General features: G+C 71.1%; 24 protein-coding genes, 2 pseudogenes and 1 riboswitch. Of the genes and pseudogenes, 13 read left to right on the top strand and 13 right to left on the bottom strand.

Annotation, left to right across the window (positions count from 1 at the left end):
- Nucleotides 1-56: 56 nt before the first annotated feature.
- Entirely contained in the window at nucleotides 57-761 is a 705-nt protein-coding gene (locus tag SGFS_RS27295) for a pentapeptide repeat-containing protein (protein ID WP_286254185.1), read from the top strand.
- A 237-nt stretch (nucleotides 762-998) separates the two neighbouring features.
- On the opposite strand, the gene SGFS_RS27290 is transcribed toward SGFS_RS27295, so the two are convergent.
- On the bottom strand, nucleotides 999-1,499 hold the full coding sequence (locus tag SGFS_RS27290; protein WP_286254184.1) for a hypothetical protein: 501 nt from the start codon (nucleotides 1,497-1,499) through the stop codon (nucleotides 999-1,001).
- Nucleotides 1,500-1,751: 252 nt separating this feature from the next.
- Here SGFS_RS27290 and SGFS_RS27285 point away from each other — a divergent pair, with 252 nt between their 5' ends.
- The gene (locus SGFS_RS27285; protein ID WP_286254183.1) at nucleotides 1,752-3,215 is read left to right on the top strand and encodes a M1 family metallopeptidase; all 1,464 of its coding nucleotides are present in this window, start codon (nucleotides 1,752-1,754) and stop codon (nucleotides 3,213-3,215) included.
- A gap of 6 nt (nucleotides 3,216-3,221) precedes the next feature.
- On the opposite strand, the gene SGFS_RS27280 is transcribed toward SGFS_RS27285, so the two are convergent.
- Together SGFS_RS27280 and SGFS_RS27275 are read right to left on the bottom strand one after the other, a co-directional pair.
- Nucleotides 3,222-3,734 (bottom strand): GNAT family N-acetyltransferase, encoded by a 513-nt coding sequence (locus tag SGFS_RS27280; protein ID WP_286254181.1) that lies wholly within the window; start codon nucleotides 3,732-3,734, stop codon nucleotides 3,222-3,224.
- A 10-nt stretch (nucleotides 3,735-3,744) separates the two neighbouring features.
- Complete coding sequence (locus SGFS_RS27275) at nucleotides 3,745-3,933, bottom strand: hypothetical protein (protein ID WP_286254180.1); 189 nt, start codon at nucleotides 3,931-3,933, stop codon at nucleotides 3,745-3,747.
- 343 nt (nucleotides 3,934-4,276) lie between these two features.
- Between SGFS_RS27275 and SGFS_RS27270 the strand changes: the two genes are divergently transcribed.
- Nucleotides 4,277-4,672 carry a hypothetical protein gene (locus SGFS_RS27270; RefSeq protein WP_286254179.1) on the top strand — a complete coding sequence of 132 codons (396 nt, stop codon included), beginning with the start codon at nucleotides 4,277-4,279 and terminating at the stop codon, nucleotides 4,670-4,672.
- A 96-nt stretch (nucleotides 4,673-4,768) separates the two neighbouring features.
- On the opposite strand, the pseudogene SGFS_RS51480 reads toward SGFS_RS27270, so the two are convergent.
- Nucleotides 4,769-5,560, bottom strand: a pseudogene (locus tag SGFS_RS51480) (AAA family ATPase); the annotation flags it as partial.
- A 103-nt stretch (nucleotides 5,561-5,663) separates the two neighbouring features.
- A pseudogene (locus tag SGFS_RS51475) lies at nucleotides 5,664-6,299 on the bottom strand (AfsR/SARP family transcriptional regulator); the annotation flags it as partial.
- Nucleotides 6,300-6,435: 136 nt separating this feature from the next.
- On the opposite strand from SGFS_RS51475, the gene SGFS_RS27250 reads away from it, so the two are divergent.
- A complete protein-coding gene (locus SGFS_RS27250; RefSeq protein WP_286254173.1) occupies nucleotides 6,436-6,990 on the top strand; it encodes an RICIN domain-containing protein in 555 nt (184 codons plus the stop codon).
- Here the strand turns inward: SGFS_RS27250 and SGFS_RS27245 are convergent.
- Both SGFS_RS27245 and SGFS_RS27240 read right to left on the bottom strand, forming a co-directional pair.
- Nucleotides 6,980-7,114 (bottom strand): hypothetical protein, encoded by a 135-nt coding sequence (locus SGFS_RS27245; RefSeq protein WP_286254172.1) that lies wholly within the window; start codon nucleotides 7,112-7,114, stop codon nucleotides 6,980-6,982. The genes SGFS_RS27250 and SGFS_RS27245 overlap by 11 nt on opposite strands.
- A gap of 85 nt (nucleotides 7,115-7,199) precedes the next feature.
- Entirely contained in the window at nucleotides 7,200-7,775 is a 576-nt protein-coding gene (locus tag SGFS_RS27240; protein WP_286254171.1) for a TerD family protein, read from the bottom strand.
- Between the two features lie 168 nt (nucleotides 7,776-7,943).
- On the opposite strand from SGFS_RS27240, the gene arfB reads away from it, so the two are divergent.
- Complete coding sequence (gene arfB / locus SGFS_RS27235; RefSeq protein ID WP_286254169.1) at nucleotides 7,944-8,381, top strand: alternative ribosome rescue aminoacyl-tRNA hydrolase ArfB; 438 nt, start codon at nucleotides 7,944-7,946, stop codon at nucleotides 8,379-8,381.
- A 57-nt stretch (nucleotides 8,382-8,438) separates the two neighbouring features.
- Here the strand turns inward: arfB and SGFS_RS27230 are convergent, their stop codons facing one another.
- A complete protein-coding gene (locus tag SGFS_RS27230) occupies nucleotides 8,439-9,077 on the bottom strand; it encodes a flavin reductase family protein (protein WP_434028214.1) in 639 nt (212 codons plus the stop codon).
- 503 nt (nucleotides 9,078-9,580) lie between these two features.
- Here SGFS_RS27230 and cdgB point away from each other — a divergent pair.
- Nucleotides 9,581-11,371 (top strand): diguanylate cyclase CdgB, encoded by a 1,791-nt coding sequence (gene cdgB / locus SGFS_RS27225; protein ID WP_286254168.1) that lies wholly within the window; start codon nucleotides 9,581-9,583, stop codon nucleotides 11,369-11,371.
- A 213-nt stretch (nucleotides 11,372-11,584) separates the two neighbouring features.
- Complete coding sequence (locus SGFS_RS27220; protein WP_286254167.1) at nucleotides 11,585-12,553, top strand: carbohydrate-binding protein; 969 nt, start codon at nucleotides 11,585-11,587, stop codon at nucleotides 12,551-12,553.
- Nucleotides 12,554-12,577: 24 nt separating this feature from the next.
- Here SGFS_RS27220 and SGFS_RS27215 read toward each other — a convergent pair whose 3' ends face one another.
- Nucleotides 12,578-13,504, bottom strand: coding sequence for a 1-phosphofructokinase (locus SGFS_RS27215; RefSeq protein WP_286254166.1), 927 nt, complete (start codon nucleotides 13,502-13,504; stop codon nucleotides 12,578-12,580).
- A gap of 146 nt (nucleotides 13,505-13,650) precedes the next feature.
- On the opposite strand from SGFS_RS27215, the gene SGFS_RS27210 reads away from it, so the two are divergent.
- Nucleotides 13,651-15,756 carry a zinc ribbon domain-containing protein gene (locus tag SGFS_RS27210; protein WP_286254165.1) on the top strand — a complete coding sequence of 702 codons (2,106 nt, stop codon included), beginning with the start codon at nucleotides 13,651-13,653 and terminating at the stop codon, nucleotides 15,754-15,756.
- A 109-nt stretch (nucleotides 15,757-15,865) separates the two neighbouring features.
- Here the strand turns inward: SGFS_RS27210 and nagA are convergent, their stop codons facing one another.
- Nucleotides 15,866-17,125, bottom strand: a complete 1,260-nt coding sequence (gene nagA, locus SGFS_RS27205) for an N-acetylglucosamine-6-phosphate deacetylase (protein WP_286254164.1) — start codon at nucleotides 17,123-17,125, stop codon at nucleotides 15,866-15,868.
- On the bottom strand, nucleotides 17,125-18,072 hold the full coding sequence (locus tag SGFS_RS27200) for an ROK family protein (RefSeq protein ID WP_286254163.1): 948 nt from the start codon (nucleotides 18,070-18,072) through the stop codon (nucleotides 17,125-17,127). Before SGFS_RS27200 ends, nagA begins: the two co-directional genes overlap by 1 nt.
- Nucleotides 18,073-18,256: 184 nt before the next feature.
- Here SGFS_RS27200 and SGFS_RS27195 point away from each other — a divergent pair, with 184 nt between their 5' ends.
- From SGFS_RS27195 to otsB, 3 genes are all read left to right on the top strand, one after another.
- Nucleotides 18,257-19,498, top strand: a complete 1,242-nt coding sequence (locus SGFS_RS27195; RefSeq protein ID WP_286254162.1) for an extracellular solute-binding protein — start codon at nucleotides 18,257-18,259, stop codon at nucleotides 19,496-19,498.
- 84 nt (nucleotides 19,499-19,582) lie between these two features.
- Nucleotides 19,583-19,831: a DUF3263 domain-containing protein gene (locus tag SGFS_RS27190; protein WP_286254161.1), complete on the top strand. Its 249-nt coding sequence runs from the start codon at nucleotides 19,583-19,585 to the stop codon at nucleotides 19,829-19,831.
- A 94-nt stretch (nucleotides 19,832-19,925) separates the two neighbouring features.
- On the top strand, nucleotides 19,926-20,834 hold the full coding sequence (gene otsB, locus SGFS_RS27185; RefSeq protein WP_286254159.1) for a trehalose-phosphatase: 909 nt from the start codon (nucleotides 19,926-19,928) through the stop codon (nucleotides 20,832-20,834).
- A 139-nt stretch (nucleotides 20,835-20,973) separates the two neighbouring features.
- Here the strand turns inward: otsB and SGFS_RS27180 are convergent, their stop codons facing one another.
- Nucleotides 20,974-22,365: an alpha,alpha-trehalose-phosphate synthase (UDP-forming) gene (locus SGFS_RS27180; RefSeq protein WP_286254158.1), complete on the bottom strand. Its 1,392-nt coding sequence runs from the start codon at nucleotides 22,363-22,365 to the stop codon at nucleotides 20,974-20,976.
- A gap of 169 nt (nucleotides 22,366-22,534) precedes the next feature.
- Nucleotides 22,535-23,479 (bottom strand): glucosyl-3-phosphoglycerate synthase, encoded by a 945-nt coding sequence (locus tag SGFS_RS27175; RefSeq protein WP_286254156.1) that lies wholly within the window; start codon nucleotides 23,477-23,479, stop codon nucleotides 22,535-22,537.
- A gap of 131 nt (nucleotides 23,480-23,610) precedes the next feature.
- Nucleotides 23,611-23,768: riboswitch (SAM riboswitch) on the top strand.
- A 17-nt stretch (nucleotides 23,769-23,785) separates the two neighbouring features.
- On the opposite strand from SGFS_RS27175, the gene thrC reads away from it, so the two are divergent.
- Together thrC and SGFS_RS27165 are read left to right on the top strand one after the other, a co-directional pair.
- A complete protein-coding gene (thrC, locus tag SGFS_RS27170) occupies nucleotides 23,786-25,072 on the top strand; it encodes a threonine synthase (protein WP_286254155.1) in 1,287 nt (428 codons plus the stop codon).
- A 139-nt stretch (nucleotides 25,073-25,211) separates the two neighbouring features.
- On the top strand, nucleotides 25,212-25,487 hold the full coding sequence (locus tag SGFS_RS27165; RefSeq protein ID WP_286254153.1) for a MoaD/ThiS family protein: 276 nt from the start codon (nucleotides 25,212-25,214) through the stop codon (nucleotides 25,485-25,487).
- Nucleotides 25,488-25,945 lie beyond the last annotated feature (458 nt).

The raw sequence follows: 25,945 nt of genomic DNA, 5'->3' as shown, positions 1-25,945 counted from the left end.
GCAGGTCAGGGGTGTGGTTCGGGGTGGTTGTCAGTGGTGGGGTGCAGGATGGGGGCATGGCGAGGACCAGGTCGGGTGCGGCGGGTGTGGTGGGTATGGCTGGTGCGGCGGGGGTGAAGGCGGCGCGGCGGCCCGAGGTGCGGCTGCCTGCCCTGGAGCCGTACGGGGGCGGGGAGTTGGAGCCGGACGGGGACTATGACGGGCTGGAGTTCCGGGAGGAGGACTTCGTCGGGCAGGACGGCGGGGGCGCCCGGTTCATGGACTGCGTGCTGGTGGGGTGCGCGGTGGACGAGACGCGGCTGAGCCGGGTCCGGGTGCTCGACTCGGTCCTCACGGGGATACGAGGGGTCGGCACGAACCTGGCCGAGGCGACCTTGCGCGATGTGGAGCTGGTCGACGCCCGGCTCGGCGGTGTGCAGTTGCACGGGGCCGTGTTGGAGCGGGTCGTGGTGCGGGGCGGCAAGATCGACTACCTCAACCTGCGTGAGGCGAGGCTGAAGGACGTCGTCTTCGAGGACTGCGTGCTGGTGGAGCCGGACTTCGCGGGGGCGCGGCTCGAACGGGTCGAGTTCCCCGGCTGTGTGCTGAAGGGGGCGGACCTCAGCGGGGCGAGCCTGACCGATGTGGACCTGAGAGGGGTTGCTTCCCTGGAGATCGCGAGGGGGGTGGACCGGCTGGCGGGGGCGGTGATCAGTGCGGCTCAGCTGGTGGATCTGGGGCCGGTGTTGGCGGCGGAGATGGGGATTCGGGTGGAGGCGTGAGGTGAGGGTGGTTCTTGGCGGGCTTCGGCGGTAGGGGGCGCGCTTTCCGGGCCTGCGGGCAGGCAGCGTGGTGCCCCCGGGGCCTATGGCGGTTGGCGTGCACCCCGGGGCCTACCGCGGCCGACTTGCCCTCGGGGCCACGGCGGTCGGCGTGCCCCCGGGGCCTATGGCGGTCGGTGTCCACCCCAGCCCTACGACAGCCGACGCGCCCCCAGACCTACAGCCCAGGCACCCGGCCTACGAAACACGAGGAAAGCGGGCCTGGAGTGACCAGATCGCGGGGTTCTCGCCCAGGTCGTCGTGCAGGTCGACGAGGTCGGCGATCAGGTCGTGCAGGAAGTCCCGGGCCTCACGGCGCAGTTCGGAGTGGGAGAAGGTGAGCGGGGGTTCGTCGGTCGGCATCCAGTCCGACTCGATGTCCACCCAGCCGAACCGCCGCTCGAAAAGCATCCGGTCCGTGGACTCGGTGAAGTCCAGCTCCGCCCGCTGGGGCACGGCGGCCCGGCTGCCGCGCGGATCCCGGTCCACTTGCTCCACGATGTCGCACAACGCCCACGCGAAGTCCAGTACCGGCACCCATCCCCAGGCTGTGGACAGTTCCCGGTCCGCCTTGGTGTCGGCGAGGTAGACGTCCCCGCAGAACAGGTCGTGCCGTAGCGCGTAGACGTCCGCGCGGCGGTAGTCGGTCTGGGGCGGGTCCGGGAAGCGGTTGGAGAGGGCGTAGCCGATGTCGAGCACGTAGGGATGGTGTCATGCCCGCGACCCCGCTCCGCTCGAAGGAACCCGCGCCAAGGAACCTGTGCCAAGGAACCCGTGCCAAGGAACCCGTGCCAAGGAACAGTGCCGTCGAGCCGTGCAAGCAACCGTGCCGAGGAACCGTGCCGAGCAACCGTGCCGTGGTGGATCCGCTCCTCTTCTTCAAGGGAGCCAACCCCAGGGCATCACCCGAGGCCCCTGCCGCGCCGAACCCCTCCTCATAGGATCTCCGCCGTGTCCCGACCCGTGCCCTTTGCCCCCGCCGCCTTGCTCGCCTTGACCCTCACCTTCACCCTCACCCTCACCGCCTGCACCGGCGACGGCGGCGACCGCGGCGACACCGGCGGAGCCCACGGCACCTCCGGCGCCGCCGGCCTCAAGGACCCGTACTTCCCGAAGATGGGCAACGGCGGCTACGACGTCACCCACTACGCCCTGACCCTCGACTACGACCCCGACGACAACGACCTGAAGGCCGAGGCGGTGATCACCGCACGGGCGGAGCAGAACCTCAGCGCCTTCAACCTCGACCTGAAGGGCCTGAAGGTCGACGGGGTCAAGGTCGACGGCGCGCCCGCCCGCTGGAACCGGGCGGGCCAGGAGCTGACCGTCCGCCCGGCGGCGGGCCTGACCAAGGACAAGACCTTCCGCACGACCGTTCGCTACTCCGGCTCACCGAAGACGATCACCGACCCGGACGGCTCGGAGGAGGGCTGGCTGCGCACGGGGGACGACGACGAGGGCCACGGCGTCCTCGCGCTCGGCGAACCCACCGGCTCCATGACCTGGTTCCCCGGCAACCACCACCCCTCCGACAAGGCGACGTACGACATCACGGTCACCGTGCCCGAGGGCGTACGGGCGGTCTCCAACGGAGAGCTGAGGAGTGAGGGGAAGTCGAGGAGCGGGGGCGTGACCACGACCTGGCACACGGCCCAGCCCATGGCGAGCTATCTCGCGACGGTCGCGATCGGCCCGTACGTCATCCGCACCTCCACCACGGACGACGGTCTGCCGGTGTACGTGGCCGTGGACCCCTCCCAGGTGCAGGACAGCCGCAAGGTCCTCGACCGGATCCCCGAAGTCATGGAGTGGGCGGAGGACAACTTCGGTGCGTACCCCTTCACCTCCACCGGCGTGATCGTCGACCGCCCCGAGGCGGTGGGCTACGCCCTGGAGACCCAGAACCGCCCGGTCTTCCCCGGTGCCCCCGACATCTCCCTCCTCGTCCACGAACTGGCCCACCAGTGGTACGGCGACTCCGTCACCCCCGAGTCCTGGCGGGACATGTGGCTCAACGAGGGCTTCGCCACGTACGCCGAGTGGCTGTGGCAGGAGGACCACGACGGCGACAGCGCGCAGGACACCTTCGACGCGGTGTACGAGGGCGACTACTTCTCCGACACGGAGTCGAGCGAGGCCGTCTGGGACTTCCCGCCCGCCGACCCGCCGAGCGCGGCGCGCATCTCCGACAGTCCGGTGTACGAGCGGGGTGCCATGGTCCTGCACAAGATCCGCGAAACGGTCGGCGACGACACGTTCTACGACATCATCCGGGGCTGGGCCGCCACCCACCGGCACGGCAACGCGAGCACGGCCGACTTCACGAAGTACGTGGAGGAGAAGGCCCCGGACGAGGACTTCGACGTGATCTGGAAGGAGTGGCTGTACGGGGAGGGCAAGCCGAGCAGCCCCTGAGGCGCCTCATGCGCTCCGCAGCGCCTTCCGCAGCACACTGCACGGCCGCCCCATCCGCAGATCGGCCCGGCGGTCGACGACCTCGTACCCGAGGGTGGTCCAGAAGGCGAGCCCTCGGGGGTTGTTGTCGAGCACGGCGAGCCGTACGCCGTCCCGGCCGCCCAGCCGGAACCGCTCCTCGACGCGTCGCGCCAACTCCCGCCCATACCCTTTGCGTTGCTCCTCGGCATCCACGATCAGCAGCCCGATCCAGGGATCGGGATCGGCGGGATCGGGGTGGTGCGCGAGGGTGATGACCAGCCCGACCACGCGCCCCTCGTCACGCGCGACGAGCACCTCCACGTCCGGATGCGCCAACTCCTCCTCCATCACCGCCGCGACCTGCTCCGGCCGGATGTCGTCGGCGTCCGGGAAGTCACCGCTGAGGGAGTAGAAGTCGCGGTTGGAGGCGTGCAGGGCGGTGAGCTCGGCGAGGAGGGGGGCGTCGTCGGTGGTGCGGAGGGGTTCCAGGAGCAGCATGCGGCGCACGTTATCGCCCACACCCGGTCCAGTTGGCGTCCCGCAGCTCGAACCAGACGCGCTTGTCGGGGGCGGGATGCCCGTGCGGGGAGCCCCGGCCCACGCCCCACTCCCGGGCGAGCCCGTCCAGCAGGAGCAGCCCCCGGCCGTTCTCGGCATGCGGCTGCGGCTGCGGCTGCGGCTGCGGCTGCGGAGGCACGGGCGCGGGTGCGGAGGCGCGGGTGCGGAGGGGCGGGTGCGCCGGTTTCGGTGGGACGGGCTTGGTTGACGTTCGTCACCAGCTCGGACACCAACAGGCGGGCGACGTCGGCGAGTTCGCCTCGCCCGACCGGGCGGAGCCCGAGCTGGGCCGTCCTGTTCGAGGTGACGCCCCCGCCCCCGCGAACTACCCGACAGGATGCTCCTCGCTCAGCGCCTTGAGTGCGAACAAGTGTGCGCCGCAGCCGTCGAGCAGTACGCGTGCTCTGCGGAAAGCCGTGCGGGCGTCGTTGGGGTTGCTCAGGGCGTTGTGGGCGTGGCCGGTGAGGAGGTGGGCCTGGCCGGTGGCGATGGGGTCGGCGGCCGCGGTGAAGTACGTCGTCGATGCCCAGGTCGGCCGTGTGCGCCACCAGTCCGGGTTCGGCGGTGTCCGCCGCCACGGCCGCCGACCGGGCCACCAGCAACTCGGGCTCGGCGAGGGCGTCCAGCTCGGCGGCGAGCGCGGCCCGCACCCGCGCGGGCAGTTCCTCGCCGCCCGTCGCGTCGGGGTCGGCCGTCCCGGTGCCGGCCAGGGCGAGGACGTAGAACGGGTTTCCCCGGCCCGCTTCGTGGACGCCGCATCGCCGGGTTCCGTCCAGCCGGGCGGGCAGCAGCGCGTCGACGGCGTCGGGACTGAGCGGGCCGAGGTCGATCGACTCGACGACGCCGTCCTTCAGGGCCCGCCCGAGGCCCTGCCGTAATCGGCCGGACAGCTGGCGCGGCCGGTACGACACGGCCACCAGCACCCGTCCGCGCGGAGGGTGGCGCAGGAGGTGGTCCAGCAACTCGACAGAGCCCTGGTCGGCCCAGTGCATGTCGTCGAGCACGAGCACCAGGCCCGCAGGGCCGGCCAGCGCCTCCAGCAGGGCGCGTACGGCGCGGTGCAGCCGGTACCGTTCCGCGCCCAGCCCCTCCCGCCGGGCGGCGACCGCCGCGGCCGCTCCCGGCAGTACGGGCAGTACGGGCAGGACGCCGCGGAGCAGGTCCACGTCCTCGTCGGACAGGGCCCTCAGGCTCTCCGGCCCCAGGTCGGCGAGCGCGTCGGTGACGATCCCGAACGGCACCTGCTGCTCGAACTCCGTCGCCTGGCCCCACAGAACCGCCCGGCCCGCCGAGTGCGCCCGGCGCGCCAGCTCGGTGAGCAGCCGCGTCTTGCCGATGCCCGGATCTCCGGTGACCACCAGGAAGGGGGAGGGGACGGAGGGGGAGGGGACGGAGGGGGAGGGGACGGAGGGGGAGGGTGAGGGTGCGATGTCGGCCAGCAGTCCGTCCAGGACGGCCAGTTCCTGGGCCCGGCCCACCGAGGGTGGGTTCTGGCCGCCGGACGCGACTCGCGCGGAGACAGAGACAGAGACAGAGACGGAGACGGGCACAGGCACGGCCCGCGACGTAGAGGTGGCGGCAGGGGAAGAGGAAGTCGGCACGGCTCGCGCGGCAGAGGAAGAGGAAGAGGAAGTCGGCACGGCTCGCGACGTAGAGGTGGCGGCAGGGGGAAGAGGAGGTCGGCACGGCTCGCGCCGGATCGGATACGGCTCGCCCGGAATCGACCACGACTCGCCCGGAACCGGACGCGCCCCCACCCCGCACATCCACCGCCACCCCCGCCGGCCCCACCAGCGAAGGATCCTGACGCAGCACCGCTGCTTCCAACTCCCGGAGCCCGGGCCCCGGATCGATGCCCAGCTCCGTGGCCAGCCGGGCGCGTACGGCGCGCAGGACCGCGAGCGCGTCGGCCTGGCGCCCGGAGCGGTACAGCGCCAACACCAGCTGCCCCTGGACCCGCTCGTCGAACGGGTGCTGGTCGGCGGTGTCCCGTAACTCCGGCAGCACCTGCGTGTGCTCGCCGAGCGCCAGTCGGGCGTCGGCCAGCGCCCGCCGGGCCTCCGACTCGAGCCCAGTGAGCCGGTCGGCCTGCTCGGCGAGCCAGGGCACTTCGGCCACGTCCACCAACGGTCGTCCCCGCCACAGCGCCAGCGCGGACCGCAGCAGCGCGGCGCCCGTGGCCGGGTCGGCGGAGTGCCGCGCTCTCCGCACCAGCCGCTCGGCGGCACCGGCGTCCGTGTCCAGCTCCAGCACATAGCCGGGTGAACGGGCGGTGATCGCCGAACGGCTGCCGGGCACCCGGCGCAGAGCGGACACATGGCTCTGCACGGTGTTGATCCCGGTGGGCCGCCCGCTCCACACCAGCTCGATCAGACGGTCCGTACTGACGATGCCGCCCGCGTGCAGCGCGAGCACCGCGAGGACCGCCTTGCGCCGTAACCCGGACAACGGGCGCGGCTCCCCCTGCACGACGACGTCCAGCGGTCCGAGTAACCGGACCTGCATGAAACCCCCTTGTGACCTGGCGGTTTCAGCGAGAGGTCAGCTCGCTTTCAGGTCGTACCGCCAGCGTTGGCGACACAGTACATGTCAATTCAGAGGGCGGGACGCGGATTCGCGCCGTCCGTGAAAGGGGAGAGCCATGACCAGCCGACGCAGGCGAGCGGGACTGATCTTCGCGGCCACAGCCGCACTGATGGCGGGGGCGTCCGGGGTCACCGGAGCCCAGGCTGCCGAGGCCGATTCCCGACCCGCCGTCGGGAGCCTCGCCGCCGAGAGCTACTTCCACGTGGTCAACAAGAACAGCGACAAGTGCTGGGACGTCAAGAACCAGTCGGTGGACGACGGAGCCGTCGTCCAGCAGTACAAGTGCAAGGACGTGGACGGGCAGAGGTGGACGTCGGTGCCTGTCGGCAGCGGCTACTACAACTTCGTGAACAAGAAGAGCGGCAAGTGTCTGGAGGTCAGCGGCGGCTCGACGGAGAACGGCGCTCAGATCCGGCAGTGGACCTGCGACGGAACCCCCGCCCAGCGCTGGAGAACGGTGTCGACCGGCATCGGCTGGAGCCAGGTGCGGTCGCGGCTCGTCGACAAGTGCGTGGACGTCCTGAACGCCAACGTCGCCGACGGCGCCAAGATCCAGCAGTGGACCTGCAACACCACCGGCGCCCAGGAATGGCAGTTCGTCACGGACTAGCCGACAGGACCACCTCCGGGATCACCGGGACCACCGGGATCACCGGGATCACCGGGACCACCAGGACCACCAGGACCTCCGGGACCACCAGGACCTCCGGGACCACCAGGACCTCCGGGACCACCAGGATCGCCGGGACCTCTGGACGACCGAAGCCCCCGGCCGATGCGCGGCCGAGGGCTTCGTGCTGCGCGTACAGCGCTGACGGCTCAGACGTTGACGCCGAAGTCCTGCGCGATGCCCACCAGGCCCGACGCGTAGCCCTGGCCGACCGCGCGGAACTTCCACTCCGCGCCGTTGCGGTAGAGCTCGCCGAAGACCATCGCCGTCTCCGTGGCCGCGTCCTCCGACAGGTCGTAGCGGGCGATCTCGGCGCCGCCGGCCTGGTTGAGGATGCGGATGTAGGCGTTGCGGACCTGGCCGAAGTTCTGCGAGCGGTTCTCGGCGTCGTAGATGGAGACCGGGAAGACGATCTTGTCGATGTCGGCCGGGAGACCCGCCAGGTTGACGTTGATCGCCTCGTCGTCGCCCGCGCCCTCGCCCGTGCGGTTGTCGCCCGTGTGGACGATCGTCTGGTCCGGGGTCTGCTTGTTGTTGAAGAAGACGAAGTGGGCGTCCGAGTAGACCTTGCCCTGGCCGTTCACCGCGATCGCGGAGGCGTCCAGGTCGAAGTCGGTGCCCGTGGTCGTGCGGACGTCCCAGCCGAGGCCCACGGTGACGGCGGTCAGGCCCGGAGCCTCCTTGGTGAGCGAGACGTTGCCACCCTTGGACAGGCTTACAGCCATGGTTGGGAGTCCTTCCCTCGTTGCGTACGACGAAGCTACACCTCTAAGAACGCCGAGAGGGGTAGCCAGGGTTCCAGGTGGCTTTACTCTCTTTACCCGACCCGCCTTCGTCGCCGACCTGCGCCCGCGGCGATATTCACGTGACGCGGACCGGTCACGACCGGGAAGATGTACGTCATGTCCGGTCCCTACGTCATCCGTGGCTCCGTCTCGCTTCCCGAGGCCGAGCTCATGTGGCGTTTCTCCCGCTCCTCCGGGCCCGGCGGGCAGCACGTCAACACCAGCGACTCGCAGGTCGAGCTGCGGTTCGACCTCGCCGCCACCGAGGCCCTGCCCGAGGTGTGGAAGCAGCGGGCCCTGGAGCGGCTCGCCGCGCGACTCGTCGACGGGGTCGTCAGCGTCCGCTCCTCCGAGCACCGTTCCCAGTGGCGAAACCGGGAGACCGCCGCCGTGCGGCTCGCCGCGCTGCTCGCGGAGGCCACCGCTCCGCCGCCGCGGCCGCGCCGGGCGACCCGTATCCCGAAGGGGATCAACGAGCGGCGGCTGCGGGAGAAGAAGGCGCGCTCCGAGACCAAGCGGGGAAGGTCGGGGCGGGGTTGGGCGTGAGGGGCACGGAGTGACACCGGGAGCATTTGCCGCGCCCGGCAACACCCGTAGCTGTCGCTAACCCAACTGCCGGTACCGACCCCGGAAATACGCCAACGGCCCCCTGTCCGCCGCCCCCGGCGCCGTCGCCCGCAGCACCCGGCCGATGACGAGGGTGTGGTCGCCGGCGGTCACCCGCTGCTCGGTGCGGCACTCCAGTGTGGCGAGGGCGTCGGTGATGAGAGGCGCGCCGGTGGCCTCGCCGCGCCCGTGCGCGAGGTCCTGGAACAGCAGACGGTCGCTGACGCGGCCCTTCATGGCGAAGCGGCCGGCGATGTGCCGCTGATCCTCGCCAAGCAGGGAGACCGCCCACAGCGGCTGTTCGGCGAGGAGGTCGTCCATCCGGGAACCCTCGCGCAGGCTCACCATCACCAGGGGCGGGTCCAGGGAGACGGACATGAAGGACGTGGCCGTCATGCCGACGTCCTCGCCGCGCGGCCCCTCGGGGTCCAGGGGCGGCTCGTGCGCGGTCACCAGGACCACGCCCGCGGCCAGCCGGGACAGGGCGGCGCGGAACTCGTCTTCGCTCACCCCCACAGCATGCCCGTCGGCGGCCGGAGCGGCCGGAGCGGAGGGGGCGGAGGGGATGGAAGGGGCGGACGGGACCGACGGGACGGGCTGGGTGGGCGGGCCGGACTGGGCGGGTGGCGTCTTCAGCACGCCGGAAACGCTAGTCTCCAGCCACCGCGCACCACATCGGTCCCAAGCCTGAATCCGGACCTAGGACCTCCGACGGACAGCCCGTCGGCGACCCGTCCCCGACGCGTCGCCGACCCGTCCCCGGCCTGTTGCCGACCCGTCGCCCACGCGTCGCCGACCTGTCGTCGCCCTCGCCGTGAGCCCCCGGTCATCCCCGCCGCAAATCCCGATCGTTCGCACCGCAAACCTTCGATCGGACCTGCTCACAGTGCCTACACAGAGTTCTGAATTCCGTTCAAGAGGCGCACGAGGGAAACGCATAAACTCCACTCAATTGCTCATCTTCTGTTGTGACTTGAGTCACAGGAGCCATATTTTGTTGACCCTGTGTACCGAGTGGGCTCCGCGCTGTGATTCAGTGGCGGGGACGCTGCAGACTGTAAGTCGTAGCTGTAAGCGCCAGTAAGCCTACGAGTTACGTCGGGTATCGGAGCTGCCACGAGATCTCGGGGGGAGGGCGAATGGAAACCGAGTCGGAACCCTATGTCCGTCTGACGACCCTGCGGCAGCTGCACAAGGTGATGGCTGACACGAACACCGCGCGCAGTCTGGCCGACACACTGCAGACCGTCGCCGACGGTGTGGTCAGCGGCCTTGGCTACGAGCTGGCGTGCGTCAACCTCGTCCGCCCGGACGGCGACCTGGTCGTCGCCGCCCTCTCCGGGAACTCCGCCGCCGAAGCCCTGATCACCGGCCGCGTCGGCTCCCGGGCCTCCTGGGACCGCCGGCTGAACATGGGCGAGGCCTGGGGCGACCTGCGGTTCATACCGCACACCGAGGGCTGGGTCCTCGACGAGGACGACGTACCGCAGTGGTACACCGACGGCCCCGCCCCCCGTTTCGAGGACGAGTGGCACCCCTCCGACCGGCTCTTCGCGCCGATGTACACCCCGGGCGTCTCCGGCTCCGCCTGCGGTGAGCTGCTCGGCGTGATCTCCGTGGACCGGCCGCGCAACGGCCGCCGACCGGGCGCATGGGGCCGCGAGGCGCTCCAGATGTACGCCTTCCAGGCCGCCATCGCGATCAGCAACGCGCGTCTACGTGCGAATATGCAACGCGCACTGGTCAGGCTCGAAAGGGAGCAGCAGGCGCTGCGGGCCAGTGAGGAATCCTTCCGGCAGGCCTTCGAGTACGCCCCCTCCGGCATGGCCATCGCCGAGATGGGCGGCGACCAGCAGGGCCGCATCCTGCGGACCAACGACGCGCTCTGCCGCCTCCTCGGCCGCCCCGCCTCCGCCATGCGCCGGTACGCCTTCTCCGACCTCGTGCACCCCGAGGACATAGGCACCCTGCTCCGTACCTCCGCCGAGGGCGGGCGCGCCGAGCTGCGCCTGGGTCGGCGCGACGGCACATACGTCTGGGTCAGCCTGCGCAACTCCGTCGTGGCGGACGCCGCCGACGGACCCCGCTTCCTGCTCACCCACGTCGAGGACATCGAGGAGCGCAAGCGCCGCGAGCTCCAGCTCGCCCACCGCGCCTCGCACGACGCCCTCACCGGCCTGCCGAACTCCGCGGAGCTCCGCTCCCGCCTCTCCTCCCGCCTCTGCCAGCGCCCCCAGTCCGCCCTCCCGGCCGGTTCGGTGGCCGACTCGATGGACGCGGCCTTCGGACAGTTCCCAGAGCGGATCGAGCGCGGCGAGTACGGGGAGCACGGCGAATTCGGGGGTTACGGCGCCACGGAGCACCCCGCGCACCCCGCACACACCTCGAACGCGGCACAGCAGGGCCAGCAGCATCCCTCGTTCGACGCGGTCGGCGGGCGTTCCTTCGACTTCACGGCCTCCAGCGGCCCGTACGACGCCTTCGACCACCATGTGCACACCGTCGCCCCCGAGAGCGAGCGGGACGACGGGACCAAGGGGCTCGCGGTGCTCTTCTGCGACCTCGACGGGTTCAAGTCGATCAACGACCGGTTCGGGCACAACGCGGGCGACGCCGTCCTCATCGAGGTCGCCCGGCGGCTCAGCCGGGGCGTGCGCGACGGCGACACGGTCGCGCGGCTCGGCGGTGACGAGTTCGTCGTCCTCGCCGACGGCCTCGGCCGCGCCGACGCCCAGGACCTCGCCGTACGCCTGCGCAACGAGATCATCCAGCCGATCCGGGTCGACGGCCGCGCGATGCGCGTCGGCGCCAGTTTCGGCATCGGATGGGCGCACTGCGGCATGACGGCGGACGAAGTCTTGAAATCAGCCGACGAGCGGATGTACGTCGAGAAACGATCTCGTCCCAAACAGCACCGGCGTGCCGGATAAGTGCGGGACGGTAGCCGGGCGAGGGACGCAAAGCCCCTGGTGGGCGGTGCGTGCGCGGGAAGATCGGTGGGATCTCGGTGAGATTATCGGCGGGACGATGAGGTCTGAGTCACCCGTTTGGACCAGCCCGAGCGGGTAGGCTCGCTCTCCTGCACCCGATGCAGTAACCCGCCACCCGTACCCGCCGTACCGCACCGCTGAGGAGACCAAGGGATGTCGACGCCCGGCAACAACGGCGCGAGCACGCCCGAGGACGACGACCCGTTCGGCTACCTGTACGCCGACGGCCAGGCCCGAGGGGCCCAGCCGCCCACGGGGAGCTACGGCTATCCCAACGCGGTCAACAGAGTGCGGCCGGTCGGCGAGCGCCAGTACGGGCAGCAGCAGGCCGCCGCCCAGGCCCCGACGGCCCAGTACGGCCAGGTCCCGCCGCAGCAGCCCGGCTACGGCCAGCAGCAGGGCGCCTACGGTCAGCCGAACGCGCACTACCAGGCCCCCGAGTCCTTCGGCGGCCCGCAGCAGCCGCCCCGCCAGCAGTCGCACGGAGGCGGTGGCCGAGGCCGCGGCCCCAACACCAAGGGCCTGCTGATCGGCGCGATCGCCGTGGTCGCGGCCGTACTGATAGGCATCGGCGTGGCCATGCTCAGCGACGGCTCCGACAACACCGCGAGCAACGGCGACGCGACCCCCACCCAGTCCACCGGCCAGAGCGCCGAGCCCAGCGAGACGGCGAGCAAGCAGACGCAGACCGAGAAGGACGGCGAACTGCCGAAGGCCGAGGCGAAGACACTGGTGCTCGGCGGCAACGCGATCACCGCGTCGGACATCCCGGGAGCGAAGTCGGACGGCGGGTTCTACGTCACCAACTTCAACTCGGTGGGCTCGTCCCTCACTTGGAAGATGAAGGACGTCCCGAAGAAGGGCTCGTACAAGCTGTACGTCGTTTTCGGCGTGCCCGGCAAGGCCGCCACCGCCACGCTCACGGTCAACGGCACGCCTCAGAGCCGCGCGCTCAACCTGGACAACTTCGCGCACGCGCCGGAGGGCGACTACGAGAAGGGCTGGACGTACACCTGGGCGGCCGTCCAGCTCAACAAGGGTCCGAACGAGGTCAAGATCTCCTGCGAGCAGGGCAACTCGTGCGACGTCAACTTCGACCAGCTGTACCTGCAGAAGGGCTGACAGACCCTCAGTCCGGCGTGCGGCTCACGCCGCCGTGACCTCCCCCGTCACCGCCACCTGACCCACCAGCTCCTCGTACGCCGAGCGGTCGAACTCGCCCGCCACCGGAGCCAGTACGGTCGCCGCCGACAGAGCCACGGCTCTGGCCAGGCGGGCCGGCCAGGGGAGGTGGTCGATCAGGCCGGAGAGCAGGCCCGCCACCGCCGAGTCGCCCGCGCCCGTCGGGTTGCCGCGCAGGCGGCGGGGCGGGGTCGCGCGCCAGAGGCCGTCGGCCGTGTGGGCCAGCAGTCCCGCGGCGCCCAGGGAGGCGACCACGGTGTGGGCGCCGCGGCGGCGGGCGTCGTGGGTGGCCTTGGACGGGTCGTGGGAGCCGGTGAGCTCGGCGAGTTCGTCGGCGTTCGGCTTCACCAGGTCGGGGCGGGCGGCCACCCCTCGGCGCAGGGGCTCGCCGCTGGTGTCGAGGAGGACGGGTACGCCCAGCGTGCGCGCCGTGCGGATCAGGCCCGCGTACGCTCCCACCGGCACCCCCGGCGGCAGGCTGCCGCACAGGGCCACCACCGAGGCGGAGCGCAGCAGATGCTCGTACGCCTCCTGGAAGGCGGACCACTCGGCGGGGGATATGACCGGGCCCGGCTCGTTGAGCTGAGTCGTGTCACCGGTGGCGTCGACCACGGCGATCGTGCGGCGCGTCGAGCCCCCGACCGGGAGCAGCGCGTCCACGACGCCCGGAGTGTGCGTCAGCTGCTCCTGGAGGGTCCGCCCGGTCGCGCCCCCGGCGAAGCCCGTCGCCGTCACCTCGTGGCCGAGTGCCGCCAGCACCCGGGCCACGTTCAGCCCCTTGCCGCCGGGCCGTTCGGTCACCTCGGTCACCCGGTGCGAGGTGTGGGCCTCAAGGGTGCGTACGCGATAGGTGATGTCGAGAGCGGTGTTCAGCGTGACCGTGAGGATCACCTGGGGTTCCCCCTTCGCCAGGAAGCAGATACGGAGGTCTTCAACTATTGGCGGTTTTGCTGCGGTTTCCTGCATGAATCGGGCAGTCGCCAAGGATGCGTGTCTTTGTGCGGGGGTCGGTCGTTAGATCGATCGGATGCGGGGATGTGCCCGGTCCGGGGCTGTTCGGGGTGGCGTGGCAGGGGGTGGTGGGTGTGGGCCGGTTGGTGGCGACGGCGACGTGCACCGCCTTCCGTGGTGCGGTCGAGGCCAGTGGTGAACAGGTGGGTCAGCGGCTGCTGTCGGAGCGGGTGTCCTTCCTGGCCTCCTTGTGCCGGGAGCTGACCGGGGCTCTGGTGGCTTCCCGGTGGGACGAGGACTCGCTGGATGTGCTGGCGGCCGGCCTCGACGGGCAGGGCAGGGAGCTGCCGTCCAAGGGCTGGATGGCCATGCGCCGCCTGGAGTGGACCAAGGGTGCCGGGCCTGCCGAGGGCGTGTATGTGTCGGACCGGGTGCGCCGGGCGGCGGAGGAGTACGCGGCGCGGACCCTGCGCTTGGCCGTGCACCGGCGGACCCTGGTGGCGGCCGTCCTGGCGACCTGGCCCGCCGATCCGCATCGGCGCAGCGGGGCGGAGTGGGCGGCGCTGCGGGCGCTGCTGCCCGCCGGGATCAGCGGTGCGGAGATCCGCAACCGCACCCGGCAGGTGCGCGCGTATGTGGCCGAGCACGGGAAGCTGCCTGCCGGGGTGTGCGAGCTGGAGGAGCCGCCCCGGATCGCGGCGCAGGTGCTGCTCGCGGCGATGGACCGCCAACAGGTCACCCTTGAGCGGGTGGACGCGGCCTGGGCCCGGCTGCGGGTGAAGCTCCCGCTGTGCGCGGCCCCCGCCTCGGGACGGGACTGGGCCTGGCACCTGCTCGACCTGCGCCTGCCGGGCACCGTTCACCCGGACGCGGTCCTGCACACCCCCACCCTGCGCCCCACCCCGGCCGGGCGGATCGCGGTGGACCTGCCGCACTCCCGCCCCGTCCCGGCCACCAAGGCGTCCGGGCACCGGGTGGCGGTCGGTTTCGACTGGGGGGTCAACACCCTGCTCACCGGCACGGTCGGCCGCCTGACCGGGCGGGCCGGGATGGCACGGGTAGTCACCGACGGCCGTCCCCTCATCTTCGACGCCACCGCGGTCAGTGCGAAACTGCACCGGCTGCGCACCCACCGCGAACACCTCGCCGCCAAACGCGACCACTACCACGCGCTCGCCGACTCTCTCGGGGCCCCGCACCTCGCCTGGGGCCGACTCCTGGACCGGGCGGCGGTACTTCAGCGCGAGCACGAGCGGGTGTGTGCCCGCATCCGCCACCTGAACGACGCACTGGCGTGGTCGGCCGCCCGCTGGGCCGTCGACCAGACGACCGCGCTCGGCGCCACCGTTATCTACCTCGAAGACCTCGCCACCCTGGAAGCCCGCGGCCGCAGACGCGGCAACGCCCGGCTGTCCGGGCAGGTCCGCGGCACCGTCGCCGAGGCGATGAGGCACCTGGCCGCCAAGGCACACATCGCGGTGGTCACCGTCCCCGCCCGGGGCACCTCCGCGATCTGCCCCCGCTGCCTGAACCCGCTCGGCCACCACCCCGCCCCCGACCGGCTCGGGGAGCGCGGCTGGAAATGGGCCCACTGCGCAGGATGCGGCCTGTCGATGGACCGCGACCACGCAGCCGCCCGCCGCATCGTCTCCCGCGGCCTGCTCGCCCAGTCCCACACCACCACCGACCGCGCCACCGGCACCCGCACCATCCGCACCACCGCCGATGGCGCCGTCACCCGCGTGCGCCGTCCCAGGAAGACCACCCGCCGCCTGCGCCGCGCTCGCCACGCGGCAGCCCTGCCTGCCCGCCCGCGCGGGCCGAAGACCACCCCGGGCAAGGCCCGGCCCACCCCAGCCCGCGGGTCGAAGACTTCCCGCCGTATGCCCGATGTGCGTACGGTCCCCGCCACCACCCCCACCCGGGTGGTACAGCGTCCGGCGGGGCATGACACCCAGACACCAGCCCCCCACGGGCCGGTGCCAGGTCATGGAGTACCCGCTCCCACCCGGCCGGAGCCTCCTCCGGCCGGCCGGGAGCGGCTCTCCCGCGGAACCTGTCGACGGCGCACCCGCGCCGCCGAGCGGACTGGCTTCCACCACGTGCACGCCACCGAAGTCCATCCCCTCACCCCGAGGTTCGGACCACCGGACGGCAACCGCACACGGCCACGCCGCGCCCGAAAAGCCTGAACCCTCAGGCACACACAGAGTTCCCGAGACGCTCGATCATGCCAAAAGAGAGGCGGTCGGCCCAGTCCTTCCCGAGCCAACCGCCGTGCTCTGTACGACATGTCGGGGTTTATCGCGGGTCCACCACCCACTCGCCCTTCCGCATGACCCCCTTCAGCACGAACTCCGCGTCCAGGACGACCAGGTCCGCGTCCTTGCCCGGTTCCAGGGAGCCCACGCGGTCGTAGAGGCCGAGGAGTCGGGCCGGGTTGGCGGAGAGGGCGGTGACCGCGGACTCGATCGGGATGCGGTCGATCGTCACCGCTCGGTGGAGCGCGCGGTCCAGGGTCAGGGTCGAACCCGCGATCGAGCCGCCGTCGACCAGACGGGCCACGCCGTCCGCGACCTCGACCTCCAGCGGGCCGAGCATGTAGCGGCCGTCGCCGAAGCCGGCCGCGTCCATGGCGTCCGTGATGAACGCGACCCGCTCCGCGCCCGCGTGACGGAACGCCAGCTGGAGTGCGGCGGGGTGCAGATGCGTGCCGTCGTTGATCAGTTCGACCGTGATGCGGTCGTCCTCCAGGAGCGCCGCGATCGGGCCGGGGTCCCGGTGGCCGAGGGGCGGCATGGCGTTGAAGAGGTGCGTGGCGACGGTCGCGCCCGCGTCGATCGCCTCCCGCGTCTGCTCGTACGTCGCGTCCGTGTGGCCGATCGCCGCGATGACGCCGTGCTCGGCGAGGAGGCGTACGGAGTCGATGCCGCCCGGGAGTTCGGTGGCGAGCGTGACCATCGCCGCGCGGCCGCGCGCCGCGTCGACCAGCTTGCGTACGTCCGCCGGGTCGGGGTCGCGGAGCAGTTCCTCGGAGTGCGCGCCCTTGCGGCACGGGGAGATGAACGGGCCCTCGAAGTGGATGCCCGCGAGGTCGCCCTGCTCGGCCAGTTCGGAGAGGAGACCGGCGCGCTGGGCGAGGCCGTCCAGGTCGCCGGTGACGGTCGAGGCGACGAGGGTGGTGGTGCCGTGGAGGCGGTGGGTGTGGATGCCCCTGAGTACGTCTTCGACGGTGCCTGAGGTGAAGGAGGCTCCGCCCCCGCCGTGGTTGTGGAGGTCTACGAAGCCGGGGAGTACCCAGTGCCCGGGGAGGTCGATGAACTCGGCGGCTTCGGGGGCGTGCTCGGTGATTTTGGTGCCGTCGATGACTACTTGGGCGTTGTCGGCGGTGCCTGTGGGGAGGACGACCTTGGCTCCCGTGAGGACGAAGGGCGCGTCGCGGGTCGGCCGCGGGCCGGTGGGGGCTGAGTGCGCGGTTCCCCGCGCCCCTGAAGGGGCGCTGCCCGACCCGGCGTCAGTGAGCACGGCCCCTGACGGGGCGCTGGTGTGGGACGGGGCCATCAGCGGGTTACCTCCGGTGTTGTGGGGGTGGTCGTCAGGAGGTCCCAGGCCAGGAGGCCGGCGCCGCGGCAGCCTGCCGTGTCTCCCAGGGCCGCGGGGACGATGGTCGGCAGTTTCTGGAAGGTGACGCGTCGTTCGACGGCCGCCCGCAGCGGGGTGAACAGCGTCTCCCCGGCCTCGGCGAGGCCGCCGCCGATGATCAGGGTGCGCGGGTCCAGCAGGGTGAGCGCGGTGACCAGGCCGTCGGCGAGCGCGTCCACGGCCTTGCGCCACACGGCCCCCGCCAGCGGATCACCGGACTCGACGGCCTTCGCGCAGTCCGCCGCGTCCGCCTCCGGATCGCCCGACACCTCGGCCCAGGACTGGCCGACCGCCGCCGCCGAGGCGAACCGTTCGAGACAACCGCGCTGACCGCAGGGGCACGGAGGCCCACCGGGGCGTACGACGACATGGCCGATCTCGCCCGCGAAACCGTGCGCCCCCGCCTCCACCCGGCCGTCCACGCCGATCGCGCCCGCGATACCGGTGCCGAGGGCGACGAAGAGGAAGCGGTCCGCACCCCGCCCGGCTCCCACGCGTCCCTCCGCGAGCCCGCCGGTGCGTACGTCGTGGCCGAGGGCGACCGGGATTCCGCCCAGGCGTTCGGTGAGCAGCGCGCGCAGGGGGACCTCGCGCCAGCCGAGGTTGGCCGCGTACACGGCGAGGCCGCGCTCGGCGTCGACGATGCCGGGGACGGCGACGCCGAGCGCCGCCGCGGGCCCGCCGAGGTGTTCCTCGCCGTACGCGCGCAGCTCGGCGGCGAAGTCGAGGATCGCCGCGACGACCGCGTCCGGGCCGCGCTCGCGCCCGGTGGCCCGGCGCGCCTGGTGCAGCAGCGCGCCGTCGGGGCCGATCAGCGCGGCCTTCATCCCGGTGCCGCCCACGTCGAGGGCGATGACATGTCTCACGGGGACAGTGTGGCGCCTGGACCCTGAAGAGGTCTAGTCCACTGTTGTGGTGTAGACCTGAGGTTTAGACCTTGTAGGACCAGATGACTGGGGTGGGGAACTAGTGCAGCGGCAGCGGCGGCGCCAACAGTGGACGAGGGGCGAAAGTCGTACGAAGGTCAATGGTCGGACCAACCTGGTGGCGATGGTCTCCGCGTTCGGGCTGATGACGACGGTCGCGGGCTGCGGCCTCATGCCGGGTGACGACGAGCGCGTCACCCTGAAGCTGGTCGCCGCCGACTACGGCGACAGCGAGGCGAACAGCTCCCGGAAGTACTGGGACGCGCTCGTCGAGGCGTACGAGAAGGACCATCCGAATGTGCGGGTGGACGTCAGCGTCCACTCCTGGAACGACGTCGACAAGAAGGTCAAGGACATGGTGGCCGCGGGCGAGGCGCCCGACCTGGCCCAGGTCGGCACGTACGCCGACTACGCCGCCGCCGGCAAGCTCTACGAGATGAGCGAGCTGCTCTCCATCCCCGTCCAGGCCAACTTCCTGTCGTCGCTCGCCGAGGCGGGGGAGGTCGACCGGGTGCAGTACGGCATACCGTTCGCCGCCTCTACGCGCGTCCTCTTCTACAACAAGAAGCTGTTCAAGGAGGCCGGCATCACGCGCGCGCCCCGCACCTGGAGCGAGCTGGCGACTGACGCCGAGGCCCTGAAGGCCGCCGGGGTGAAGACCCCCTACGCGCTGCCGCTCGGGCCGGAGGAGGCCCAGGCCGAGACCATGCAGTGGCTGCTCAGCGGTGGTGCCGGCTACACCGACAACGTGGGCACCTACCAGATCGACTCCGACGAGAACGTCAAGACGTTCACCTGGCTCAAGGACGAACTCGTCGACAAGGGCCTGACCGGGCCCGCCGATCCCGCGAAGCTCAACCGGGCCGACGCGTTCTCCGCCTTCGCCGGCGGCCAGGTCGGCATGCTCAACGGCCACCCGACGCTGATGCGGATCGCCGCCGGCAAGGGCATCGAGTACGGCACGGCCGCCATGCCCGGCGTCGACGGCAGCTCCCACGGCACCATGGGCGTCGCCGACTGGATGATGGCCTTCAAGCAGAACGGCCACCAGGAGGAGATCGGCGACTTCCTCGACTTCGTGTACAGCGACGAGAACGTTCTCGACTTCTCCCGCGAGTACAACCTGCTGCCGGTGACCTCGTCCGCCTCCGACGCCATGGCCGCCGACAAGGACGACGCCGCCCTCCGGCCGTTCCTGGAGGAACTCCCGACCTCCGAGCTGTACCCCGTCGGCAAGACGTCCTGGGCGCAGGTCAGCGCCGCGGTCAAGGAGAGCATCGGTACGGCTGTGGGGCAGGACACGGATCCCAAGACGGTGCTGGGGCGGTTGCAGCGGATGGCGGTGTCGGCGGAGAACAAGGAGTAGGGGCCGCCTTCGGCGTGGGCGTGGGGGTGGGCGTCGGTGTCGGCGGCGCCCGGTGTTGTCAGTGGTGGCCGTTACGGTTTCCGCATGGACGACGAGTCGGGTGTGGTGGGTGCGCTGAACACGCGTGAGCAGGCCATCCTCGCGATGGAGCGCCAGGGCTGGCCGGGCCCCGGCGCCAAGGAGCGTGCGATACGGGAGCGGCTGGGCTTGGCCCCGGTCCGCTACTACCAACTGCTCAACGCCCTCCTCGACGACCAGCGCGCCCTGGCCCACGATCCGGTGACGGTGAACCGGCTGCGGAGAGTGCGGGAGGCGCGGCGCGGGGAGCGATGAGGTCCGGGTCGCGTGCCTGGGGGCGAGGTTCTGGGCTGAGGTTCTGGGCTGAGGTTCGGGGTGCGCGGTGGCGTCTCGTGGATAGGGTCGTCATATGGGCAGCCAAAAGGACTTCAAGGACGCCAAGGAACCCAGCGACAGCGACTTCGAACCCCGCGCCACCCTGCCTACGCCCACCACCGCCGCCGGGCGGGACGGGCTGGAGGCGATCCTGGCCGACCCCGGCCGTACGGTGGTCGCGCTCGACTTCGACGGGACGCTCGCGCCGATCGTGCCCGACCCCGAGCAGGCCCGGGCGCACCCCGGCGCGGTGACCGCGCTGGCCGCGCTCGCCCCGAAGGTGGCCTCCGTGGCCGTGGTCACCGGACGCCCGGCCGGGGTCGCGGTCAGGCACGGCGGTTTCGCGGGTGTTCCCGGTCTGGAGCACCTCGTCGTCCTCGGGCACTACGGCGCCGAGCGGTGGGACGCCGTCACCGGCACGGTCAGCGCGCCCGCGCCGCATCCCGGGGTCGCGGCCGTGCGGGCCGAGCTGCCGGGGGTGCTCGACGGGGTCGGGGCGTGGCGGGGGACGTGGATCGAGGAGAAGGGCGGCCGGGCAGTGGCCGTGCACACTCGGCGGGCGGAGGATCCCGCGGCGGCGTTCGAGGCGCTGCGGGTGCCGCTCGGTGGGTTGGCGGCCCGGCACGGTCTGATCGTGGAGCCGGGGCGGCTGGTGCTCGAACTTCGTCCACCGGGTGTGGACAAGGGTGTGGCGCTGGCCGGGTACGTACGTGAGGTGAACGCCGGCGCCGTTCTCTACGCCGGGGACGACCTGGGTGACCTTCCCGCCTATGCCGCCGTCGAGAAACTCCGTTCCGACGGCGTGCCCGGGTTGCTGGTGTGCAGTGGGAGCGCCGAGGTGGTGGAGCTGGCTGAGCGGGCGGATGTGGTGGTCGACGGGCCGGAGGGCGTCGTGGGACTGCTGGCGGGGGTGGCGCGGGCGATCGACCGCCGTCGGGGCTGAAGGGTTTTCGCCCCGCCGCCCCGGCCTTACCCGCCCCATCCACTTGGGCTGGGGGGCTGCGCCCCCAGCCCAACCTCCCGGGCCTTGTTCGTCGGCCGTGGGCCGGCGGGGGGCTTGTTCGCGCAGTTCCCCGCTTCCCTTACGGGGCGTCCAGCGCCCGTAGCTGGTCCAGGAACCACTGGGTCGGGGGGAGGGCGGTCGCCGCGGCTGTCAGTCTCTTCGTGCGTTCCGCTCGTTCGTGCGGGGGCATCGTCAGGGCCTCGTGGAGCGCGGTCGCCGTGCCGGTGACGTCGTAGGGGTTGACCACCAGCGCGTCCTCGCCCAGTTCCTCGTACGCACCCGCCTCCCGCGACAGCACCAGCACGCACCCCTCGTCGGACACGACCGGTACCTCCTTCGCGACGAGGTTCATGCCGTCGCGGATGGGGTTGACCAGGGCCACGTCCGCCAGGCGGTACGCCGCCAGGGAGCGAGCGAAGTCGTCCTTCACGTGGAGCACCACCGGGGTCCAACCCGGCGTCCCGTACGCGGAGTTGATCTCGTCGGCCACCCGCTGGACCTCAGCGGTGTACTCCCGGTACACGGCCAGGTCCTGGCGCGACGGGTACGCGAAGGCCACGTGCACGACCCGCTCGCGCCACTCGGGGTGGGTGTCCAGCAGCTCCCGGTACGCCAGCAGGCCCCGCACGATGTTCTTCGACAGCTCCGTGCGGTCCACCCGCACGATCGTCCTGCGGCCCTCGCCGACCTCCTGCCGCAGCACCGCCATGCGTTCCTCGACGTCCGCCTCGTGCGCCCGCGCCCGGAGGAAGTCCGCGTCCGCGCCCAGCCCGTGCACCCCGATCCGGGTGCCCGACGGGATACCCGGGCCCAGTACCGCGTGACAGCACTCGGTGAACGCGTCCGCCCAGCGCCGGGTCAGGAACGCCGCCCGGTCCGCGCCGAGGATGCCGCCCAGCAGCTGCGCCGCGATGTCGTCGGGGAGGAGGCGGAAGTACTCCGCCGGGGCCCAGGGGGTGTGGGAGAAGTGGCCGATCCGCAGGTCCGGGCGCAGCTCCCGCAGCATTCTCGGGGCCAGCGCCAGGTGGTAGTCCTGCACCAGGACCGCCGCACCCTCGGCCGCCTCCTCCGCCAGCGCCTCGGCGAACGCGCGGTTGTACGTCTCGTACGCCGCCCACTGCGCGCGGAACTCGGCGCCGAACGCGGGTTCGAGCGGGGTCTGGTACAGCATGTGGTGCAGGAACCACAGCACGGAGTTGGCCACGCCGTTGTACGCGGTGGCGTGCACGTCCGCGTCGATGCCGAGCATGCGGACGCCGGGCTCGGCGACCCCGCGCCGTACGGCCTCGCGGTCGCCGTCGCCCAGCGCGGAGCAGACCCAGAGGGCGCCCGCGTCCGGGCCGATCGCGGAGAGGCCCGAGACCAGGCCGCCGCCGCCGCGCTTCGCTGTGAGTTCGCCGGATTTCTCGTCCAGCGTGTACGTGACGGGGCCGCGGTTCGACGCGACGAGGATCTGTGCGGCTGATGCCATACGGCTCAACCTAGCCCGGGGGTTCGGTGGTCAAACGTGTGGTTGAGCCGTATACAGGAGCGCCCAATGGGGTGGGTGGGTCTGTGGTGGCGCGGGTGAGCGTTCGTTGTCGCTGGTCGCGCCCACGCGGCGGAGCCGCACATCGACACAGCCCCGCGCCCCGAAAGACCTACGCCGCCTTTCGTTGTACGTACTCCTCGATCTCCGCCATCGGCGGCCTCTCCTCCAGGTCCACCGAGTACGTGCGCGGCTCGAAACCGTCCTCCCCGCGCTCGAACTGGGTCAGTACCGGGCGGATCAGATGGCCGCGGGCCAGGCGGAGCTGGGCCGTGCGGTAGATCGCGGCGGACATGCGGCCGAGGGCCTGGCCGTCCTGGTGGCGGTGTTTGCGGACGCCGACGTCGACCTGCGCCAGGGCGTCGAGGCCCACGATGTGCAGCGAGTCGACCAGCATGCCCAGCTCCACGCCGTAGCCCACCGGGAACGGGAGCTGTTCCAGCAGGCCGCGGCGGGCCGCGTACTCGCCGCCGAGCGGCTGGACGAAGCCCGCGAGCTGCGGCCAGTGCATGTTCAGCAGGGGGCGGGCCATCAGTTCCGTCACCCGGCCGCCCTGGCCCGCGGCGGAGCCGAGCGGGCGGTCGTACATGGCCTTGACGAGGTCCACGCCGGGGTCGGTGAGCAGGGGGCCCACGATGCCGGAGACGAAGTCCGACGAGAACTCCCTCAGGTCCGCGTCGACGAAGCAGACGATGTCCCCGCGCGTGACCAGCAGGGAGCGCCACAGGACCTCGCCCTTGCCGGGGACGGCCGGGATGCGGGGGAGGATCTCGTCGCGGTGGACGACCGTCGCGCCGGCCGCCGCGGCGACCTGCGACGTACGGTCGGTCGAGCCGGAGTCGACGACGACGATCTCGTCGACGAGCGGGACCTGCTCCATGAGGTCATGACGGATGATCGCGACGATGTCGCCGACCGTCTCCTCCTCGTTGAGCGCGGGCAGGACGACGCTTACCGTCTGGCCGGTGGCGCGTTTGGCGGCCAGGATCTTGTGGAGCGGGCGATCGGTCACGGACCAGGAGCGGGTGCTCAGCCAGCGCTCGACTTCCTTCAGCACAGTGCGCGGCTCCTCTGCGTTCATCTCGCGGTTCGGACGGCTCTCTCAACTGTCCTGGCCTTCGGTTACAGTCTTGGACAACGCTGATGACCATCGCATGTCGATGTTCGTGTGCGCATACAACCGAATACCGCTCATCCAGAGGGGCAGAGGGATACGGCCCGATGAAGCCCCGGCAACCCTCCAGCCGGTCTCGTGAACGATCATTGACGATCGCACCGCGAGGCTCCCGGCTAGGGAAGGTGCCAAATCCGTCTCACGGCGAGATGCGTCGTGAGGAAGATGAGGAGAAAGGGCCTCGCCTCCATGGCTGCGCAGACTGTTGCAAGCACCACCGATTCCACAGTAGACCTCGGACCCGCCGCCGCCCTGAGCTGTCGCGAATGCGGTCACCGCGTCCCCCTCGGGCCCGTCTTCGCCTGTGAGGAGTGTTTCGGGCCGCTGGAGATCGCGTACGACTTCTCCGGCTACGACACCGAGGAGCTGCGCAAGCGGATCGAGTCCGGCCCCGCGAACATCTGGCGGTACGCGCCCCTCCTGCCGGTCCCGGCCGACGTGGCGACCAAGCCGAACATCAACCCCGGCTGGACCCAGCTCGTCAAGGCGGACAACCTGGCGGGCGCGCTCGGCGTCGACACCGGCAAGCTCTTCATCAAGGACGACTCCGGCAACCCCACCCACTCCTTCAAGGACCGGGTCGTCGCGCAGGCGCTCGAAGCCGCGCGTGCCTTCGGGTTCACCACCCTCTCCTGCTCCTCCACCGGCAACCTCGCCGGTGCCGTCGGCGCCGCCGCCGCGCGCGCCGGCTTCCGCTCGTGCGTGTTCATCCCGCACGACCTGGAGCAGGGCAAGGTCGTCATGGCCGCGATCTACGGCGGCGAGCTCGTCGGCATCGAGGGCAACTACGACGACGTGAACCGCTTCTGCTCCGAGCTGATCGGCGACCCGGCCGGCGAGGGCTGGGGCTTTGTGAACGTCAACCTCCGGCCGTACTACGCGGAGGGCTCCAAGACCCTGGCGTACGAGATCTGCGAGCAGCTCGGCTGGCAGCTGCCGGACCAGCTGGTGGTGCCCATCGCCTCCGGGTCGCAGCTGACGAAGATCGACAAGGGGCTCCAGGAGCTGATCAAGCTCGGGCTCGTCGAGGACAAGCCGTACAAGATCTTCGGCGCCCAGGCCGAGGGCTGCTCGCCGGTGTCCGTCGCGTTCAAGGCGGGCCACGACGTCGTACGGCCGCAGAAGCCGAACACGATCGCCAAATCGCTGGCGATCGGCAACCCGGCGGACGGTCCCTACGTCCTCGACATCGCTCGGCGGACCGGTGGGGCCGTGGAGGACGTGACCGATGAGCAGGTCGTCGACGCGATCAAGCTGCTGGCCCGGACCGAGGGGATCTTCGCGGAGACCGCCGGTGGTGTGACGGTGGGCGTGACGAAGAAGCTCATCGAGAGCGGTCTGCTCGACCCGACGCTGACGACCGTCGTCCTCAACACCGGTGACGGTCTCAAGACGCTGGACGCGGTGGCCGGGACCGGGCTGACCGCGACCATTCGGCCCAACCTCGATTCGTTCCGCGAAGCCGGTCTTGCGTAAGGCCTGCTGGTTGTTCGTCTGCGGGCCCGTGGGGTCACGCTCCACGCGCGGCGCCGGTCGCGCCCACGCGGCGGCAGCCGCACATTGAACTCAGCCCCGCGCCCCTAGCTCTTCTGTACGTATCCGGAGGTCACACGTCATGTCCGTCAACGTTCGCATCCCCACCATCCTTCGTACCTACACCGGCGGGCAGGCCGAGGTGAGTGCCGAGGGTGCGACCCTCGCCGAGGTCATCGCCGATCTGGAGAAGAACCACAACGGCATCGCGGCCCGCGTGCTCGACGACCAGGGCAAGCTGCGTCGGTTCGTGAACGTGTACGTGAACGACGACGACGTCCGGTTCGAGCAGGGGCTGGAGACGGCGACGCCGGACGGTGCGGGTGTGTCGATCATCCCCGCCGTCGCCGGCGGCTGACCCGGGTTCAGTACCCGTGAGTAGTAACCGTCGGTAACTTTGATTACCGAGTGTTCATCGAATTGCCCCCTCCGTGAGAGAAGCGGAGGGGGCAATTCTGTATGGTTGAGCACTGTAGAGTTGGGGAACCCGGTTCGACCGGCCCACAGATTCCATGCCGAGTGCATATGTAATTCTGCCGCGCGCCCTATATGAAGTAGCCAAAGTGCGTAGGGCTTTTGCGCGTTTCATTCCTTTTGTCGGGCCCGACTTGCCCTGAATTCGGGCGAATTCTTCGTACATTCCCGACCGGTCGTGTCCAGATTTCTCGTCCGATTGACCTGTTGCAGAGGGCAGTTGGACAGATACATTCGGCCGCGGTCGACGCGTTCCGGCGCACACCCCCAACCGTTGGGGGGTGAGGTATGACCCGGATCCGCGAAGTGTGGATCTGTGCAAGGGCCAGTAATAGGGGAGTT

The sequence above is a fragment of the Streptomyces graminofaciens genome (genome assembly GCF_030294945.1).
Lineage (GTDB): Bacteria > Actinomycetota > Actinomycetes > Streptomycetales > Streptomycetaceae > Streptomyces > Streptomyces graminofaciens.
This window is presented reverse-complemented; position numbering and strand designations above follow the sequence as displayed.